Raw genomic sequence first — 14,839 nt, forward strand, 5'->3', positions numbered from 1 at the left:
TGTTTGTTCGCGATAGCGTTAACGTATTATTCATTCCGTATAAGGTTTTTAACGCGGGGGAGGGTAAACAAAAGATGTTAGCAGCACAAATAAGAAGTGGATTACCCTTAAACAAGGGCATCTACAAGAACAGCCATACATTCTGAGTAATTATAAATATTTCTTAGCCGCATCCAGAATTTCCTGAGAAGTCAGCTCCCTGTCCGACGCCACATAAACCACTTCATGATCGCCGGTCAAAGAAGGAAAACCTGCGGACATTATCTGCAGGTTTATCGCTTCACCATTCGGATATTCCTGCCGTATGGATGTAATACCCTTAAGCACGGTGACAACATTGCTCGGTTTACCATTGAAAAAGACGATGACTTTCTTCATATCTCACCTTGTTGGTCGTTATCTGCTTAAGCACCTTCTCTGTGAAGGCGAGGGGGATCAGGACGGCGCGAAAATTTTTGTCTGGCTGTCAGGTCTGTCTGCGAATGTCATCGTCGATTTGCAGAAAATGCATTTAGCGCCATACGGATTTTTTTCAGACACATCAAAAATCGACGTTCTGTATTGGGAGCCATGACAACATGGGCATCTGAAGTGAATATTTAAGTTGATATCATTTACCTTTTTTAACATTAGCGGTATTTAATTTTCGAAAAAACGTTGCATTTGTACTTTCTTTGGTTTTTGCAATCATTCGGAAATAAAAGCAAGCAATCATCTTCGTGAACGTGTATGGTGACAGTCGTTTAAATCAGGAGATGCCTATGTCAGGACGTAAAAATACACAATTCCGTCGCAATTACTTAGTAAAATGTCCATGTCCAAACTGTTCAAAAGACTCTGAGCATAGTTTCAGCCGTGTACAAAAAGGGGCTCAACTTGTCTGCCCACACTGCAGCACTCTTTTCAAAACCGCTCAAAAATTCTAAAAATGCATTTGCCAGATGATGAATTTGCGTCTTTACAGACGATCTCATTTGGCAAAGCAACATTGAAGAAGTGATGCTTTTGGAGGTTGCCTGACCTCTTACGCACTTTGATATTTTACAAGCAGCTCGCTTCTGCTTTAAGACTCTTCGTGCAGCAGACCTGCACTTCATCACATCGGTCAGCACACTCTTTCTACGAGAAAAATATGCTGACCTGTTGCTCAGAAAAAGCCTTCTAATCCAGGACCCGTCTACTCAGGAAAAATCCATCATCGTGATCGCGGGTCCGTGATAACTTTATCTATCGCAAAGTATTACGCTTGCAGCAGCAGGGCCTTTTTCGCCACTCTGGATAGCAAATTCGACTTTCTGGCCTTCAAAGAGAGTTTTAAAATCATCACCCTGCAGAGCAGAAAAGTGCACAAACACATCTTTGCTACCATCGACAGGAGAGATAAAACCGAAACCTTTATCTTCGTTAAACCACTTAACCAAACCTATAATTCTTGAAGACATGAAGACTCCTTGTGAGTATTTGAAATGCTAAGAAACGTATAATATTAAACGTATGGACTCAAAAGGAGGGGATATCAGCGATAGCGCCTGGTTATGAGGACTGCCGGGTAAAATTTTTTACGCTCGTGTGTGGATTAAACCAACGACTTCATTAATGCATGAGGAGGGAGAATTAGCAATTTTTATTTTAGCCTTCCGGAAGGCTCACATAAAAAGTGTCACACTGCATTAGCTTAAAATTAATTTGTGTGTATAGTTAATGCATGTTTTCTAAGAGGATCTTATTTGTCTCGTAAAATGACAGGAATTGTCAAAAGTTTTGATATGCACAGTGGCAAAGGCCTAATCATCCCTTCAGAAGGTCGAAAGGACGTTTTTCTCCACATTTCAGCCTTTAATAACAACGAAAAAGAAACGCTCCTTCCCGGGATTCGCGTTGAGTTCTGTCGCATCAACGGACTCAGCGGACCGATGGCCGCAAATGTCTATCTTTCATAAATAATCAGCGAAGATGTTAAAAGCGGTATATTGAATCACCCGCGTCGTATCGCCTGACATATATTTACAGTTATGCGCGACATGCGTATGACACGCGTATGAATTACACTCCGCCTAAATAGGCTTTTCTTACCTCCTGGTTTCCCAGCAACTCCTCGCCGCTGCCGCTGAGGCGAATTTGCCCGTTGACCATGACGTAGCCACGGTCAGAAAGCTTCAGAGCATGATGCGCATTTTGCTCTACCAGAAAAATGGTCATGCCGTTGCGAGCCAGCTCGCGCAGCGTCTGGAAGATCTGCTTAACCACTATGGGCGCCAGACCCAGGCTGGGTTCATCCAGCAGTAGCAGTTTAGGGCGGCTCATTAGCGCGCGGGCGATGGCAAGCATTTGCTGTTCTCCGCCGGACATGGTCATGGCTCGCTGTTTACGGCGTTCTTTGAGGCGCGGGAACAATTCAAACATGCTCTGCATATCGTCGGCGGCAAATTGATTGCCGACAGGAATGGTCCCCATCAGCAGGTTCTCTTCAACCGTCATATCCGGAAAAATACGCCGCCCCTCGGGTGCCTGCGCTATGCCGCCGGAGGCCACATAGTGGGTAGATTTATGGCTGATGTCTTCGCCGCAAAACAGGATTTGCCCGTTACGAATACGCGGTTGGCCAAAAATAGACATCAGCAATGTCGATTTACCCGCGCCATTCGCGCCGATAAGCGCCACCGTTTCCCCTTTATGCACTTCGAGGGATACCTGCTTAAGCGCCTGAATCACGCCATAGAACACATCCACCTCGCGAAATGCCAGCAGCGGCTCATTCATAGGGTGACCTCGCTTTCATCGGTGCCCAGATAGGCGGCAATCACCTTTTCGTCATGCTGGATCTGCTCAGGTTTCCCCCGGGCAATCACATCGCCATGGTCGAGCACAATAATGTCGTCCGATATTTCCATCACCATCCCCATGTCGTGCTCAATCAGTAATACCGTTATGCCGTGGTTGTCGCGCAGAAAACGAATAATGTTACTCAGCTTATGTGTCTCTACCGGGTTCAGCCCGGCGGCGGGTTCATCCAGACAGATCATTTCCGGGCCGGTGCACATGGCCCGCGCGATCTCCAGGCGCCGCTGTTGACCGTACGACATCTCGCCCGCCAGGCGGTTGGCGCACTCCACAAGATCGACCACCTCCAGCCAGTAAAAGGCCCTGTCCAGCGCGTCGTTTTCCGCCCGTCGGTACGCTGGCGTATTGAATACGCCAGCCAGCAGGTTGCGATTGACGCGCATGTGCTGGGCCACGAGCAGGTTTTCCACGACCGACATCTCGCGAAAAAGACGAATATTTTGAAAGGTGCGCGCAAGTCCGGCGCGGTTCACCAGGTGAGTGCCGCCGAACATTTTGTAGAACAGGCGTTGCCCAAACTGCGCAGGGTGGATCCAGTCTCCTGGCTGGAATTTTTGCCCGAGGATCTGAATGACGTTGGTCGTCTTATTGCGCGTATTGAAGAAAATATTGCCGCCGGAAGCCTTATAGAAACCGGTCAGGCAGTTGAAGACGGTGGTTTTTCCCGCGCCGTTTGGGCCAATAAGCGCAGTAATTGAACCGCGCTGCACGTCCAGGTTGACGTCGTTTAACGCCTTGATCCCGCCGAAATGCATCATCAGATGTTCAACGCTTAATATCGTTCCGTTCATGGCGCTACGCCCTTACGCACGGCAAACCCGCTGCGGTTAATGCGGATCAACCCGCGTGGACGCCAGATCATCATCACCACCATCAGCATGCCAAACAGTAAAACCCGGTACTCGGCAAAACTGCGCAGCAGCTCCGGCGTCACCGTGAGCACAAACGCCGCCAGCACCACGCCAAGCGTTGAGCCCATACCGCCGAGCACCACAATTGCCAGGATCAGCGCCGATTCAAAAAAGGTAAACGATGTCGGGTTGACAAAGCCCTGATAAGTGGCAAAAAACACCCCGGCGATGCCGGCAGTCGACGCACCCAGCGTAAAGGCCGAGAGCTTGACCAGCACATGATTTAATCCCATTGAGCGACAGGCGATTTCATCTTCCCGCAGGGCTTCCCATGCCCGACCAATCGGCATCCGCGTCAGACGATGCTTGATATACAGCACCAGCATCACCACCAGGAACAGCACCGTGTAGATAAAGATAAACTTCATGTTCGGGTTGTAGGTCAGATGGAAAAATTCGTGAAAGGGCACGCCTCCTTCTTTGGCACGGCGGCCAAACTCCAGTCCGAAAAAGGTGGGAGGTGGGGCAGAAACGCCGTTCGGGCCACCGGTGAAGGTCAGCCAGTTGTTGAGGATCAGGCGAATAATCTCCCCAAAGCCAAGCGTGACGATCGCCAGGTAATCACCGTGCATGCGCAGCACCGGAAAGCCGAGCAGGGCGCCGGCCGCGGCAGCCATAATTGCCGCCAGCGGCAGCATGCTCCAGAATCCTAATCCCAGATACTGATACCCCAGCGCCAGCCCGTAAGCGCCGATGGCATAAAAAGCGACATAACCGAGATCCAGAAGCCCGGCCAGACCGACCACAATATTCAGCCCGAGACCGAGAAGCACGTAGATAAGTCCAAGAATGGCGACGGTGAGCACGTACTTGGTGGCAACAAAGGGAAAGCAGATCGCAAGGGCGATAATCAGCGGGATTATCCAGCGCATGCGGCTTTTGTATTCCGGCGGCCGGACATAAACCCCCGCGCTGTCGGCTTCAAAACGTGCCTGGAAACGTGCACCCGGAGCGGTACCTAAAAAAGCGCTCAGCAGAAAACGGCCCAGCATCACGATGCCGACTATCCATGCGAGCCGCTGTCCGGCGAAATTAAAGCTGTATCCGTCCAGCACCACGCCGGCAATCGGGCCAAAAATTATTAACGCAATCAGCCCGGAAAAAATGGCGTCCAGAATGCAGCGCTTAAGCGAAAAGCCGTGAGAGGTCATCGTATTCTCCTTCACACTTTGGCGACAATCGGGCGGCCAAGCAGACCCTGAGGACGAAAAATCAGGATCAAAACCAGCAAGCCAAACGAGAACACATCTTTATAATCTGAGTTCACCATGCCGGAAAATTGCGCCTCGGCGACGCCCAGAATCAACCCGCCGAGCATCGCACCGGGCAGGGAGCCAATCCCGCCGAGCACCGCTGCGGTAAACGCCTTGATGCCAATGACAAATCCGACGTAGAAATCGAAGGTGCCGTAATTCATGGTGATGAGTACACCCGCCAGACCGGCCATCGCCGCGCCAATCACAAAGACCAGCGAAATGATTCTGTCGGTGTTAATGCCCAGAATGGAGGCCATTTTGCGGTCCTGCTGCACCGCACGGCACATCCGCCCAAGCCGGGTATTGTTGATTATCCATGTCAGCAACAGCATGCCGGCGAACGAGGCAACCAGAATAAACACTTTGGTGTAGGTTATCTGAACGAACCCCTCACCAATATGCAGGCGAAGTACGCCATCCAGCATCGTGGGCACCCCTTGCTGACGTGGCCCCTGGCTCAGCTGCGCGTAGTTTTGCAAAATCAGAGACATCCCGATGGCGGAGATAAGCGGTGCCAGACGGGTAGAGTTGCGTAGCGGCTTATAGGCAATACGCTCGATAGTCCAGCCGTAAACACCGGTCACCACAATCGTGAAAATCAGCGTACCGAGGATAAGCAACGGGAATGACTGCAGGCCGAAGAAGGAGAGCAGCGCCAGGCCAATGGCGCAGAGGTAGGCGGAGATCATATACACTTCGCCGTGGGCGAAATTAATCATACCAATGATGCCATACACCATGGTGTAGCCGATGGCGATTAATCCATACACGGAGCCCAGCGTTAAGCCATTTATTAACTGTTGCAGGAAGAATGTACTCATCATAGCGCGCTCGTTATTTTAAGCTGCGCGGCACGCGCAGCCTGATGTTTATTACGCGCCGACAGGCGAACCTGCCGGCGTTGAGCGTGACTCCGTCCCGTTACTGAACTTCCTTATATTTTCCGTTATCGTCCCACTGATACACCACGTAGTCAGACACTTTCAAATCGCCTTTGCTGTCCCAGGCTTTTTTGCCCATAACCGTGTCGACGGCATTGGCTTTCAGCCATTCGCTGGCTTTGGCCGAGTCTTTACCGCCCGTGGCCTTGAAGGCCGCGGCAATGGCCTGAACGGAGGCATAAGAGTAGAGGGTATAACCTTCAGGCTCGAATTTTCCGGCGCGGAATTTCTCAATGACCGCTTTCCCATCCGGGATCAGACGCGGGTCTTTACCAAAGGTCATATAAATCCCCTTGGTATATTGTGGCCCACCCGCCGCGGTCACCATCTCTTCGTTGACGATACAGTCGCCGGAGAAGAATTTCGCCTGCACGCCCTGTTCACGCATCTGGCGAACCAGCGGGCCGGCTTCAGGGTGACAACCGCCGAAGAACACCACATCCGGCTTTTGCGCGCCGATTTTTGTCACCAGCGCGTTAAAGTCTTTCTCACCACGGGATAAGCCCTCATACATCACATCCTGAACCCCGCGCTTCGCCAGCGCAGCTTTAGTGGCGTCTGCCAGCCCCTGACCGTAGGTGTCTTTGTCATGGATGATGACCACACGTTTGGCTTTCAGCTTATCGATAATGAAATCGCTGGCGACCTGGCCCTGCTGGTCATCGCGACCACACATGCGGAACATATCGGTCATGCCTCGTTCGGTAATGAGCGGGTTGGTGGAGCCGGGGGTAATGGCAAGGATCCCCGCGTCGCTGTACACCTCAGAGGCGGGCATTGTGGAAGAGGAGCAGAAATGGCCGACCACCGCGTTGACTTTATCCTGGTCGACCAGGCGGTTGGCGACGGCCACGGCTTGTTTCGGCTCGCAGGCATCATCCCCCTGAACCAGCTTAATCTTCTCGCCGTTAATGCCGCCTGCGGCGTTAATGTCTTCAGCGGCCTGCGTTGCACCGTGCCAGTACTGATCGCCATAGGTGGCGTTTGGACCGGTAAACGGCCCGGCCACACCAATGACAATATCTGCATGCGCAGAAAATGCCGTCACCAGACAACCGGCCAGCACGAGAGAAAGGGGAGTTCTGATAAATTTCAGCGACATTATTATGTTCCTTAGCAAAGAGGTTTTTGCACCACGGCGTAAACCCGGACGCCGACGGCGCAGCCAATCCAAAAACACGAGCAAGAACAAAATGCACTAAACGAACAAGATCCAGACAACGCCTGCGTAATACGGCGAGGTTTCCCTGCGCAGGTTCGCGCGAAGAACATTAAGCAAAATCGTTGCCAGAATGGTTAACCCATTGAGCGGGTTGTGACATGTTTGAGTATAGAGTGCGGTGATATGGCACCTTGTGGGACGCGATGAAATTACAGCGGAGATCACATATCGTTAACAACAAAGCCCATAAGTTGTGCAATGGTCACGATTTGCACGTTTTTGCAGCAATAAAGACCTAAACTTCAGATAGGAAAGCCGCGAGATATGTGTCAGGATCTTTTCCTTTTTTATCAGGAGTGTCAGCGATGACTGAAGGCCCATTGAATGAAAGCGAAATGGCGTGGCTTGAAGAGACATTAATGTCTTACGGTCATGACGATGCGTCCGTGATTGACGTGTCTGAACTGGACGGCATGCTTACCGCAGTCCTTTCCGGCCCTGTTGTCGTTGAGCCAGATACCTGGCTGGTGGCGGTGTGGGGTGGCGAGAAATACATTCCGCGCTGGAAAAACGATCGTGAAATGCACCGTTTTATCGATCTCTGCTTTAAGCATATGAACGACATTGCTGAGCGCCTGAGCGAATACCCGGATCAGTTTGAGCCGATGTTTGGTTACAACGATGTCGACGGCGAGAGCTATACCGTTGTTGAAGAGTGGTGTTATGGCTATATGCGCGGTGTGGCGCTGACGGACTGGTCAGCCTTACCGGAAGCGCTGAAGGCCGATCTCGATGCGATTGCGCTGCACGGTACAGACGAGAACAGCGAGAAGCTGGATGAGCTGAGCGAAGACGAATATAAAGCCAGCATTGAGAGCATTCAGCCTGCGGCTCTGCGTTTGTACAATTACTGGGTGGACAACCCACAGCAGCCGGAAGCAAAAAAACCGATTGTTAACGGCACAAAGGTTGGGCGTAACGATCCGTGTCCGTGCGGCAGCGGGAAGAAGTTTAAGAGCTGCTGTTTGCACTAATAAAAAGGGGCTGATTTCAGCCCCTTTTTTTGTTAACCCACTTCCGGCAGCATCCCCGCGGCTATCAAGCACTGCACCAGAATAATCATCACTCCGCAGGCAAACACCATGCACAGCAGCGGTTTGCCGCCCATGACGCGGTACCCTTGCTGAGGATGCTGCTGGCGGCTCTTCCAGGCCAGCAGGGAAGGGAGCAGCAAGGCCAGCACGGATAACGCCACACCTGCATACCCCAGCGCCATCACGAACCCACGCGGGTAAAACAGCGCGAACGCCAGAGGAGGCAGGAAGGTGACTGCCCCCGTCTGTAAGCGTCCTGCGGCAGTATTGCGACGCTGGAACAGATCGGCCAGGTAATCAAACAGGCCGAGCGCCACGCCCAGGAATGAGGTGGCCAGCGCCAGGTCGGCAAACAGATGGACCGCCAGCTCAACGTGCGGGGAGGTGACAACCTCGCGCAGTGCCAGCAGAAAACCGTTCAGGCCAGCGTGTTCCGCCATCAGCCCGGTAAAGGTCGACGCGTCAATGCTCCCCAGCGTCACCAGTTGCCAGAAAATATAGGCAATCAGCGGGATGGCGCTCCCCACCATAAAGACGCGGCGTAGCTTAAGGATATCGCCGTTCATATAGCTCACGATGCTGGGTACGCTGCCGTGGAAGCCAAACGAGGTGAAAATAACCGGGATCGCGGACAGCGCCAGCCCTTTTTCCAGCGGCAGCGTCAGCAGATTAACCTTGTGAACATGCGGTGCCAGCAGAACCAGCATCACAATCAGGAACAGTATTTTGGCGCTGAACAGAAAACGGTTAAACAGATCGACCAGCGAAGTCCCCACACAGACCACCCCCCCGCCAATAAGCGCAAAGAAGATAACGCCCGTTGAAGGCGTGATATCAGCGTCGAACCAGTCGTTAACGCTGGAGGCGATTAACTCCCCGGCGCCGCTGATATAGGCTGCGGTCAGGGCGTACATCAGGAACATCATGCTAAAGCCGGTTATCCACTGGCCATAGCGTCCCAGGTAGCGTGCCGCAAGAGAACCCAGGCCGGTATCCGCGGGCACATGCTGATAAACCTCAAGCAACAGCAGGGCGGTGTAGCACATCAACGCCCAGAGTGTGCCAAGGAGCAGCAGTGTCATTCCAAATCCAACGCCTGCGGCAGCCAGAGGCATCGCCAGCATTCCTGCGCCAATCGTCGTTCCGGCGACGATAAAAATACTTCCCAGGGTTCTGTTTTTCACGCATTCCTCTACAACGATTCGTAATCGCGACAAATTCTGCGGCGCAGAGTAAGGGAAAAGCCCCGCTTCGTCAAATGACCGTTACAGCAGGTGTAATGAATTATTTACGATATTTTTCGACTTTAAGTAATTTACCCGAACCTGCCCCTTTGGGAGGGGATATCTACTTCGTAAGGGCACTATTTTTGCCGAAAAATCAGGCGTAATTTAAACAATAACTATAAGTTTTCAAATAAAGTGAGGGCAGATGGCGGGAAAAAATCCCTTTACCGCGGCGTGGAGCCGGGGCGGTAATTTACTGTGCCATGGTCACTGGATAATCAGCTGGCAGAACCAGGCCCTGCAGCTTCCTGAATCGCGTCGTGAAAAGGATATGGGCACCTGGGCCATTTATTCGATCATCGATCCTGAGGACGACACCTTTGCGCAGGGGCTAAAAGAAGATGAGTGGATCATCGAAAACGTAGACTGGCTGACAGATGTTTTTTTTGACGCCGGGATTCCGCTGGAGACGGCTAACTACCGGTATTTTTACCAGGCGGTCAATGCGCAGGACTGGCGGTGTACAAGCTGTGCGGGGTGTATGTAAATCTGTGCGCGGAGAATAAAAAGTGCGGCGCTGAAAACAGCACCGCAGCAATATTATTTCTGTGTATCAAGGGTAGAAAGTTCTTTATCGATAAAGTAAAGACCTTCGCCTGTTTTCCCCACCAGAGACAATTTATCCAGCACGGATTTAAACAGTTTCTCTTCTTCGTGTTGCTCTGCCACGTACCACTGCAGGAAATTAAAGGTCGGATAATCCTGGCCGATCATTGCCGCATGAACCAGTTCGTTAATTTTTTGCGTAATCAGCTGCTCGTGCTCATAGGTCGCACGGAAGAGCTCATCAAGCGAATTATACTCGGCAAACGGGGACGCAACGTTATCGATGCGCGGCAGGCTGCCCGTGTCAGTCAGATAATCAAACAGACGCTGCATGTGGGTCATCTCTTCCTGCGCGTGGCGGCGCAGGAAGGCGGCAGCGCCTTCAAAACTGTGGTAGCTGCACCAGGCGCTCATCTGCTGGTAGAGAAGGGATGAAAAAAGCTCAAGGTTCATTTGCGCATTGAGCTTGTCGATCATTTCAGTTTTCAGCATGGTGACGCTCCGGGTTATTAATTCTGGTTCACAATGAGCGACACTATAATTTGTTATTTAATTATTTGCAAAACGTAAAATAATTATTTCTTTATTTAAAATACGAATGGGAATAAAACGCATTGCCGATTTTATATTTTATTAATGAGAATTGTTTTTGTTCGTAATGAAATACACTGCCAGTCAATACTGGCAGCACAGATTAATACCACGGGTTATTTGCTTTAGGGTTTACGGCAAAGCCCATGCATTTATACTGGATCGTCACGCTCTCATTGAGACACAGAGAGCCGCTGGTCAGGGTGCAGGTTTTAATGGGCTGGCCATAGGCTGAGGCGGTGGCATACCCCATGCTCTGACACGCTTTAGCTGCGGTGCCGTTATTAACATACTCATCGGAATAGGCGTTTTGCAGCATTGCTTGCCCGTAGTCGAGGCGGACGATGCCGTTTGGCGCGTCCAGGGCGCTGACCTCAGCCTGGCGATTAATGTTACAGCCCGCCAGCAGCAGGATCGTACCGGCGACGAAGACTCTTTTCATGGTTCGCTCTGAGTGAGTGGAAATACGTTATCGTACCTGCAGATGTGAGTCGCAATGCGAGGAATAGCCGGGCAATCTGCGCTTTCTCTTTGCGACGGGCCGTTTAGTCGGCCAGGCTGTCAAAAATGGTTTTAAACTTAAGATGATGCAGGCGAAACAGCGCAATAAGCTGCGGGTCAAAATGGCGGCCGTCACCCTCCAGAATGATTTTGCAGGCTTGCTCGTGAGTGAATCCCGGCTTATAGACCCGCTTTTGCCTCAGGGCATCATACACATCGGCCAGCGCCAGTATGCGGGCTTCCAGCGGGATCTGTTCTCCCCGTAGCCCCTGCGGATATCCGCTGCCATCCCATTTTTCATGATGGAAATGGATAATATTCTCCGCAACTGCGCCCAGCTCTAAGCCCTGAATAATCCGCCACCCTTTCACGGTATGAAGTTTCATCTCGGCAAACTCGTCCTGGGTCAGCGGGCCTTGCTTACGCAGAATACGCTCCGGCACGGCAATTTTTCCGACATCGTGAAGTGAGGCAAAATGTTCTATCTCACGGGTCATTTTGCGCGAAAGCCCAAGCTCACGCGCCATTAAGCCGCAATATCGGGCGACGCGCTGAATATGGCTGCCGGTCTCGTCATCGTGCGCGCGGTTTACCTTCTCCAGCGCCTGCACCATATTGCGGTTAACCATCCGGTTCTGGCGTAAATGGCGACGCATCATGATCAGCATACCGATGCTGAACAGGGCCACGATCAGCAAAATCACGCTGATAATCTTCAGCGTGTTTTTAGAAAAATCGGGTAAGTAACTCTGCTCATCCTGACGTTCTATTTGCGTGCGGTATTCTGACAGGCGATGAACCTGAGTCAGCAGATGAAAGAGTGGATGCTGCGGATCCACCCAGGGGCCAATAATAAATTCAGAGCGGGTGACCCCCGCGACTTTCAGCACCCCGCGAAACAGTTCGTTGCCGCGAAGCGTGGACTCCAGCGAACTGAGGTCGCCCAGAATATAGTCAATCTCATCGTTCTCAATCGCGTCGATAAGACCGTCAATGGTTGGCCGGGTCACGATGATCACATCGCTGCCAAAACGCTGGCGTAAATAGGCTGCGGCAAACGAACCGTCGATTACGCCGACGCGCTGGCTGCGAATACTCTCTTCGTTCCACAAGAAGGGCTGACTGCTGCGATTGTAATAGGCGTTGTGCCAGGCGATGTCGGGGCCGATACGACCCTGTGCATGCGCACTGTCGCTTCGATCAACGATATCAATCAATCGAACCGCCCACTGCTGTCGCGGAAGACTCGAATAGTGATCGATAAAATTGACATCAACCTTCATGCCCAGTAAATCGCGCATGTCGTTAATCATATCAATGGCTGTGCCGTGGTAGCCCTTGCTGTCCCGCCAGATAAGCGGGGCAAAATTCTCGTTTTTGGGCAGGTTGATCTGCAGGCGGTTATGCGCGATCCAGGTTCGCTCCTCCTCTGACAGGGTGATACGGCTTAGCAGGTAATTGCGCTTGCTCTCCTCCAGCATCGTGTTGATTTCGCCGTTGCGATACCAGGTGCCAATCAGCGCATTGATTTTATCCCGCAGGGGAAGCAGGTCAGGGCTGAAGGCGAGGACGACAGGAATGCGTAGCTCAGGAAAGGGCCGGGAGACCAGATAATAGCGCTGGGTATTCTCCATCTCCGGAGCGTCATTAATATAGAAATCAGCCTGGTTGTCGCTCAGTAAGCGAAAAGCCTCGTCGCTGGTGGCGACGAGACGCAGAGAACGAAATTTAAGGTCGGGATAACGTTGTTGCACGCTGTCGAGCGTCGCGTCGTCTTTACGGAACAGCACCCGGGCATGGCTGAGCTGTTCGGCAGTTGTCACCGTCATCGTTGGGCTGGCGGCCACCACGTCGTTATCAAACAAACGTGCTGAGAGAATTTTGGTTCTGGCTCGCTTCTCCGTGCGCAATACCCCGGCATACACGCCATACTCATTTTGTGCAAAACGCTGGCTAATATCGGCTCCGGAGAGCGGCCGCAGCTGCAGCTGCGTACCCGCCTGTTTATTGATGGCCTTAATCAGTTCAGGATAAAAACCCTGCCACTCTCCTTGCGGTGTGCGCCAGAATTCGAAGTTGTTAGCATCAAAGATCCAGACCGGTACAGGCTCTTCTGCCCGGGCAGGGGGGCAAGCAAGCAACAGTCCCGTCAACGCGAGTAGAAAGAGGGAGCGAAGCATCCGGCAGCGCTGATTCACAGGTCAACCCCATACGGTTTTAGCGTGTACTTTTGCAGTCTAGCTAACGGGCTGAAGCGGCAACAGGTTTGCTTTAACTTTTTAATGCACGTTTGGCGTACGGTCTCATTCTCGCTAAATTGTGAACCCGCCTTTGTTTTTTAAAACAACCTTTCATTTAATTTGAAAGGTTGTTTGTTTGATAGTAGGGTGAACAGGTAAAGGTATCCATAGCGGGATCTCCCGCCACGCATTCAGGAGAGATGAAATGAAAATTGCACTGATGATGGAAAACAGCCAGGCCGCGAAAAACCCAGTGATACTGAAAGAGTTGAAAACGGTAGCCGATGAAAAAGGGTTCCCGGTTTATAACGTGGGCATGAGCGACGAGAATGACCATCACCTGACCTATATCCATCTGGGGATTATGGCGAGCATTTTACTGAATGCGAAAGCCGTTGATTTTGTTGTGACCGGCTGCGGTACGGGGCAGGGAGCATTGATGTCGCTGAACATCCACCCGGGCGTTATCTGCGGCTATTGCATTGATCCTGCGGATGCGTTCCTGTTTGCTCAGATCAACAACGGTAATGCGCTCTCCCTGCCGTTTGCCAAAGGCTTCGGTTGGGGGGCTGAACTGAACGTTCGGTTTATCTTTGAAAAAGCGTTCACTGGTCGAAACGGTGAAGGTTATCCGCCCGAGCGAAAAGAGCCGCAGGTGCGTAACGCCGGTATTCTGAACCAGGTTAAAGCGGCGGTCGTGAAAGAAAACTATCTGGATACGCTGCGCGCAATCGATCCCGAGCTGGTGAAGACGGCCGTTTCGGGTCAGCGTTTCCAGCAGTGCTTCTTTGAGAATTGCCAGGACAAAGAGATCGAAGCTTTTGTTCGCGGGATCGTAGGCTGACGCTTTAAGGTGCCGTGAGCCCCACTTTTCAGGTTTGGCAGGAAGAATAAAATTGTGATTCGCGTCACAAAAATATTGATTTTTGTGACGATGGTCATATTATAAGCACATTGACGATAAAGTTGTATAACAAGTTAATGGAGCTACCTGATGAAACTTCGCAAAATCCTGAAAAGCATGTGGGCTAACTACTGCAACACTTTTAAAGACGTGCCACCGGGCGCAATGTTCTGATGAAAAAAACCTGCTTCGGCGGGTTTTTTTGTGCCCGTAAGCGACGAGAGGGAGATGAATGGGCCTGCGTTTTGTTACTATGGCGGCCTTTAAATAAGGAGAAAGCCCCATGTCACAAAACCTGAGCGCCGATCAGGAGCTGGTGTCTGACGTTGTCGCCTGTCAGTTAGTTATCAAACAAATCCTTGATGTCCTGGACGTTATTGCGCCTGTTGAAGTGCGCGAGAAGATGTCCACGCAGCTGAAAAATATCGATTTCAACAGCCATCCCGCTGCGGCTGACCCGGTCACGCTTCGCGCTATTCAGAAAGCCATCGCGCTGATTGAACTGCGATTCACGCCCCAGAGCGAGTCTCACTAAAGCCCGCCTGACGCTAAAAAGGGCGACCGTT

General features: G+C 51.6%; 19 protein-coding genes. 7 read left to right on the forward strand and 12 right to left on the reverse strand.

Annotated elements, in window-relative coordinates:
- Positions 1-150 precede the first annotated feature (150 nt).
- Both BJP35_RS21115 and BJP35_RS24675 read right to left on the reverse strand, forming a co-directional pair.
- Positions 151-378: a hypothetical protein gene (locus BJP35_RS21115; protein ID WP_014170703.1), complete on the reverse strand. Its 228-nt coding sequence runs from the start codon at positions 376-378 to the stop codon at positions 151-153.
- A gap of 57 nt (positions 379-435) precedes the next feature.
- Positions 436-630: a hypothetical protein gene (locus BJP35_RS24675; RefSeq protein WP_032669962.1), complete on the reverse strand. Its 195-nt coding sequence runs from the start codon at positions 628-630 to the stop codon at positions 436-438.
- Between the two features lie 131 nt (positions 631-761).
- Between BJP35_RS24675 and BJP35_RS24540 the strand changes: the two genes are divergently transcribed.
- Entirely contained in the window at positions 762-926 is a 165-nt protein-coding gene (locus tag BJP35_RS24540) for a YnfU family zinc-binding protein (RefSeq protein ID WP_214579409.1), read from the forward strand.
- A 297-nt stretch (positions 927-1,223) separates the two neighbouring features.
- Here BJP35_RS24540 and BJP35_RS21125 read toward each other — a convergent pair whose 3' ends face one another.
- Positions 1,224-1,442: a cold shock domain-containing protein gene (locus BJP35_RS21125; protein WP_014170702.1), complete on the reverse strand. Its 219-nt coding sequence runs from the start codon at positions 1,440-1,442 to the stop codon at positions 1,224-1,226.
- Positions 1,443-1,727: 285 nt separating this feature from the next.
- On the opposite strand from BJP35_RS21125, the gene cspF reads away from it, so the two are divergent.
- Positions 1,728-1,940: a cold shock-like protein CspF gene (gene cspF / locus BJP35_RS21130; protein WP_047744860.1), complete on the forward strand. Its 213-nt coding sequence runs from the start codon at positions 1,728-1,730 to the stop codon at positions 1,938-1,940.
- Between the two features lie 103 nt (positions 1,941-2,043).
- Here the strand turns inward: cspF and BJP35_RS21135 are convergent, their stop codons facing one another.
- From BJP35_RS21135 to BJP35_RS21155, 5 genes are all read right to left on the reverse strand, one after another.
- A complete protein-coding gene (locus BJP35_RS21135) occupies positions 2,044-2,760 on the reverse strand; it encodes an ABC transporter ATP-binding protein (protein ID WP_014170701.1) in 717 nt (238 codons plus the stop codon).
- Positions 2,757-3,632 (reverse strand): ABC transporter ATP-binding protein, encoded by an 876-nt coding sequence (locus BJP35_RS21140; protein WP_014170700.1) that lies wholly within the window; start codon positions 3,630-3,632, stop codon positions 2,757-2,759. Before BJP35_RS21140 ends, BJP35_RS21135 begins: the two co-directional genes overlap by 4 nt.
- Positions 3,629-4,903, reverse strand: coding sequence for a high-affinity branched-chain amino acid ABC transporter permease LivM (gene livM, locus BJP35_RS21145; protein WP_020883360.1), 1,275 nt, complete (start codon positions 4,901-4,903; stop codon positions 3,629-3,631). Before livM ends, BJP35_RS21140 begins: the two co-directional genes overlap by 4 nt.
- 11 nt (positions 4,904-4,914) lie before the next feature.
- Positions 4,915-5,829 carry a branched-chain amino acid ABC transporter permease gene (locus tag BJP35_RS21150; RefSeq protein WP_025203827.1) on the reverse strand — a complete coding sequence of 305 codons (915 nt, stop codon included), beginning with the start codon at positions 5,827-5,829 and terminating at the stop codon, positions 4,915-4,917.
- Between the two features lie 100 nt (positions 5,830-5,929).
- On the reverse strand, positions 5,930-7,051 hold the full coding sequence (locus BJP35_RS21155; protein WP_020883361.1) for a branched-chain amino acid ABC transporter substrate-binding protein: 1,122 nt from the start codon (positions 7,049-7,051) through the stop codon (positions 5,930-5,932).
- Positions 7,052-7,476: 425 nt separating this feature from the next.
- Here BJP35_RS21155 and BJP35_RS21160 point away from each other — a divergent pair, with 425 nt between their 5' ends.
- Positions 7,477-8,145 carry a YecA family protein gene (locus tag BJP35_RS21160; RefSeq protein ID WP_020883362.1) on the forward strand — a complete coding sequence of 223 codons (669 nt, stop codon included), beginning with the start codon at positions 7,477-7,479 and terminating at the stop codon, positions 8,143-8,145.
- Between the two features lie 32 nt (positions 8,146-8,177).
- On the opposite strand, the gene tyrP is transcribed toward BJP35_RS21160, so the two are convergent.
- Positions 8,178-9,389, reverse strand: a complete 1,212-nt coding sequence (tyrP, locus tag BJP35_RS21165; RefSeq protein ID WP_047744859.1) for a tyrosine transporter TyrP — start codon at positions 9,387-9,389, stop codon at positions 8,178-8,180.
- A gap of 247 nt (positions 9,390-9,636) precedes the next feature.
- On the opposite strand from tyrP, the gene BJP35_RS21170 reads away from it, so the two are divergent.
- Entirely contained in the window at positions 9,637-9,978 is a 342-nt protein-coding gene (locus BJP35_RS21170) for a hypothetical protein (protein WP_086463541.1), read from the forward strand.
- A 53-nt stretch (positions 9,979-10,031) separates the two neighbouring features.
- Here BJP35_RS21170 and ftnA read toward each other — a convergent pair whose 3' ends face one another.
- From ftnA to BJP35_RS21185, 3 genes are all read right to left on the reverse strand, one after another.
- The gene (gene ftnA, locus BJP35_RS21175) at positions 10,032-10,529 is read right to left on the reverse strand and encodes a non-heme ferritin (RefSeq protein ID WP_014170693.1); all 498 of its coding nucleotides are present in this window, start codon (positions 10,527-10,529) and stop codon (positions 10,032-10,034) included.
- A 202-nt stretch (positions 10,530-10,731) separates the two neighbouring features.
- Entirely contained in the window at positions 10,732-11,070 is a 339-nt protein-coding gene (yecR, locus tag BJP35_RS21180; RefSeq protein ID WP_086463542.1) for a YecR family lipoprotein, read from the reverse strand.
- A 103-nt stretch (positions 11,071-11,173) separates the two neighbouring features.
- Positions 11,174-13,327, reverse strand: coding sequence for an HD domain-containing phosphohydrolase (locus BJP35_RS21185; protein WP_256971804.1), 2,154 nt, complete (start codon positions 13,325-13,327; stop codon positions 11,174-11,176).
- Between the two features lie 247 nt (positions 13,328-13,574).
- Here BJP35_RS21185 and BJP35_RS21190 point away from each other — a divergent pair, with 247 nt between their 5' ends.
- The 3 genes from BJP35_RS21190 to BJP35_RS21200 all read left to right on the forward strand — a co-directional run bounded on the left by BJP35_RS21190 (position 13,575) and on the right by BJP35_RS21200 (position 14,808).
- Positions 13,575-14,213 (forward strand): RpiB/LacA/LacB family sugar-phosphate isomerase, encoded by a 639-nt coding sequence (locus BJP35_RS21190; RefSeq protein ID WP_020883367.1) that lies wholly within the window; start codon positions 13,575-13,577, stop codon positions 14,211-14,213.
- 150 nt (positions 14,214-14,363) lie between these two features.
- Positions 14,364-14,447 (forward strand): stress response protein AzuC, encoded by an 84-nt coding sequence (gene azuC / locus BJP35_RS21195; RefSeq protein WP_014832437.1) that lies wholly within the window; start codon positions 14,364-14,366, stop codon positions 14,445-14,447.
- A gap of 109 nt (positions 14,448-14,556) precedes the next feature.
- A complete protein-coding gene (locus tag BJP35_RS21200; protein ID WP_047744856.1) occupies positions 14,557-14,808 on the forward strand; it encodes a DUF2766 family protein in 252 nt (83 codons plus the stop codon).
- The last annotated feature ends 31 nt before the right edge of the window (positions 14,809-14,839 follow it).

The sequence above is a fragment of the Enterobacter sp. J49 genome, assembly GCF_002148625.1.
Classification (GTDB): domain Bacteria; phylum Pseudomonadota; class Gammaproteobacteria; order Enterobacterales; family Enterobacteriaceae; genus Enterobacter; species Enterobacter ludwigii.

Bases quoted from the DNA above. Each gene is read 5' to 3' on its own strand.
- BJP35_RS21115 (WP_014170703.1), bottom strand. From the start codon at position 378: ATGAAGAAAGTCATCGTCTTTTTCAATGGTAAACCGAGCAATGTTGTC.
- BJP35_RS24675 (WP_032669962.1), bottom strand. From the start codon at position 630: ATGTTAAAAAAGGTAAATGATATCAACTTAAATATTCACTTCAGATGC.
- BJP35_RS24540 (WP_214579409.1), top strand. From the start codon at position 762: ATGTCAGGACGTAAAAATACACAATTCCGTCGCAATTACTTAGTAAAA.
- BJP35_RS21125 (WP_014170702.1), bottom strand. From the start codon at position 1,442: ATGTCTTCAAGAATTATAGGTTTGGTTAAGTGGTTTAACGAAGATAAA.
- BJP35_RS21135 (WP_014170701.1), bottom strand. From the start codon at position 2,760: ATGAATGAGCCGCTGCTGGCATTTCGCGAGGTGGATGTGTTCTATGGC.
- BJP35_RS21140 (WP_014170700.1), bottom strand. From the start codon at position 3,632: ATGAACGGAACGATATTAAGCGTTGAACATCTGATGATGCATTTCGGC.
- livM (WP_020883360.1), bottom strand. From the start codon at position 4,903: ATGACCTCTCACGGCTTTTCGCTTAAGCGCTGCATTCTGGACGCCATT.
- BJP35_RS21150 (WP_025203827.1), bottom strand. From the start codon at position 5,829: ATGAGTACATTCTTCCTGCAACAGTTAATAAATGGCTTAACGCTGGGC.
- BJP35_RS21155 (WP_020883361.1), bottom strand. From the start codon at position 7,051: ATGTCGCTGAAATTTATCAGAACTCCCCTTTCTCTCGTGCTGGCCGGT.
- BJP35_RS21160 (WP_020883362.1), top strand. From the start codon at position 7,477: ATGACTGAAGGCCCATTGAATGAAAGCGAAATGGCGTGGCTTGAAGAG.
- BJP35_RS21170 (WP_086463541.1), top strand. From the start codon at position 9,637: ATGGCGGGAAAAAATCCCTTTACCGCGGCGTGGAGCCGGGGCGGTAAT.
- ftnA (WP_014170693.1), bottom strand. From the start codon at position 10,529: ATGCTGAAAACTGAAATGATCGACAAGCTCAATGCGCAAATGAACCTT.
- yecR (WP_086463542.1), bottom strand. From the start codon at position 11,070: ATGAAAAGAGTCTTCGTCGCCGGTACGATCCTGCTGCTGGCGGGCTGT.
- BJP35_RS21190 (WP_020883367.1), top strand. From the start codon at position 13,575: ATGAAAATTGCACTGATGATGGAAAACAGCCAGGCCGCGAAAAACCCA.
- azuC (WP_014832437.1), top strand. From the start codon at position 14,364: ATGAAACTTCGCAAAATCCTGAAAAGCATGTGGGCTAACTACTGCAAC.
- BJP35_RS21200 (WP_047744856.1), top strand. From the start codon at position 14,557: ATGTCACAAAACCTGAGCGCCGATCAGGAGCTGGTGTCTGACGTTGTC.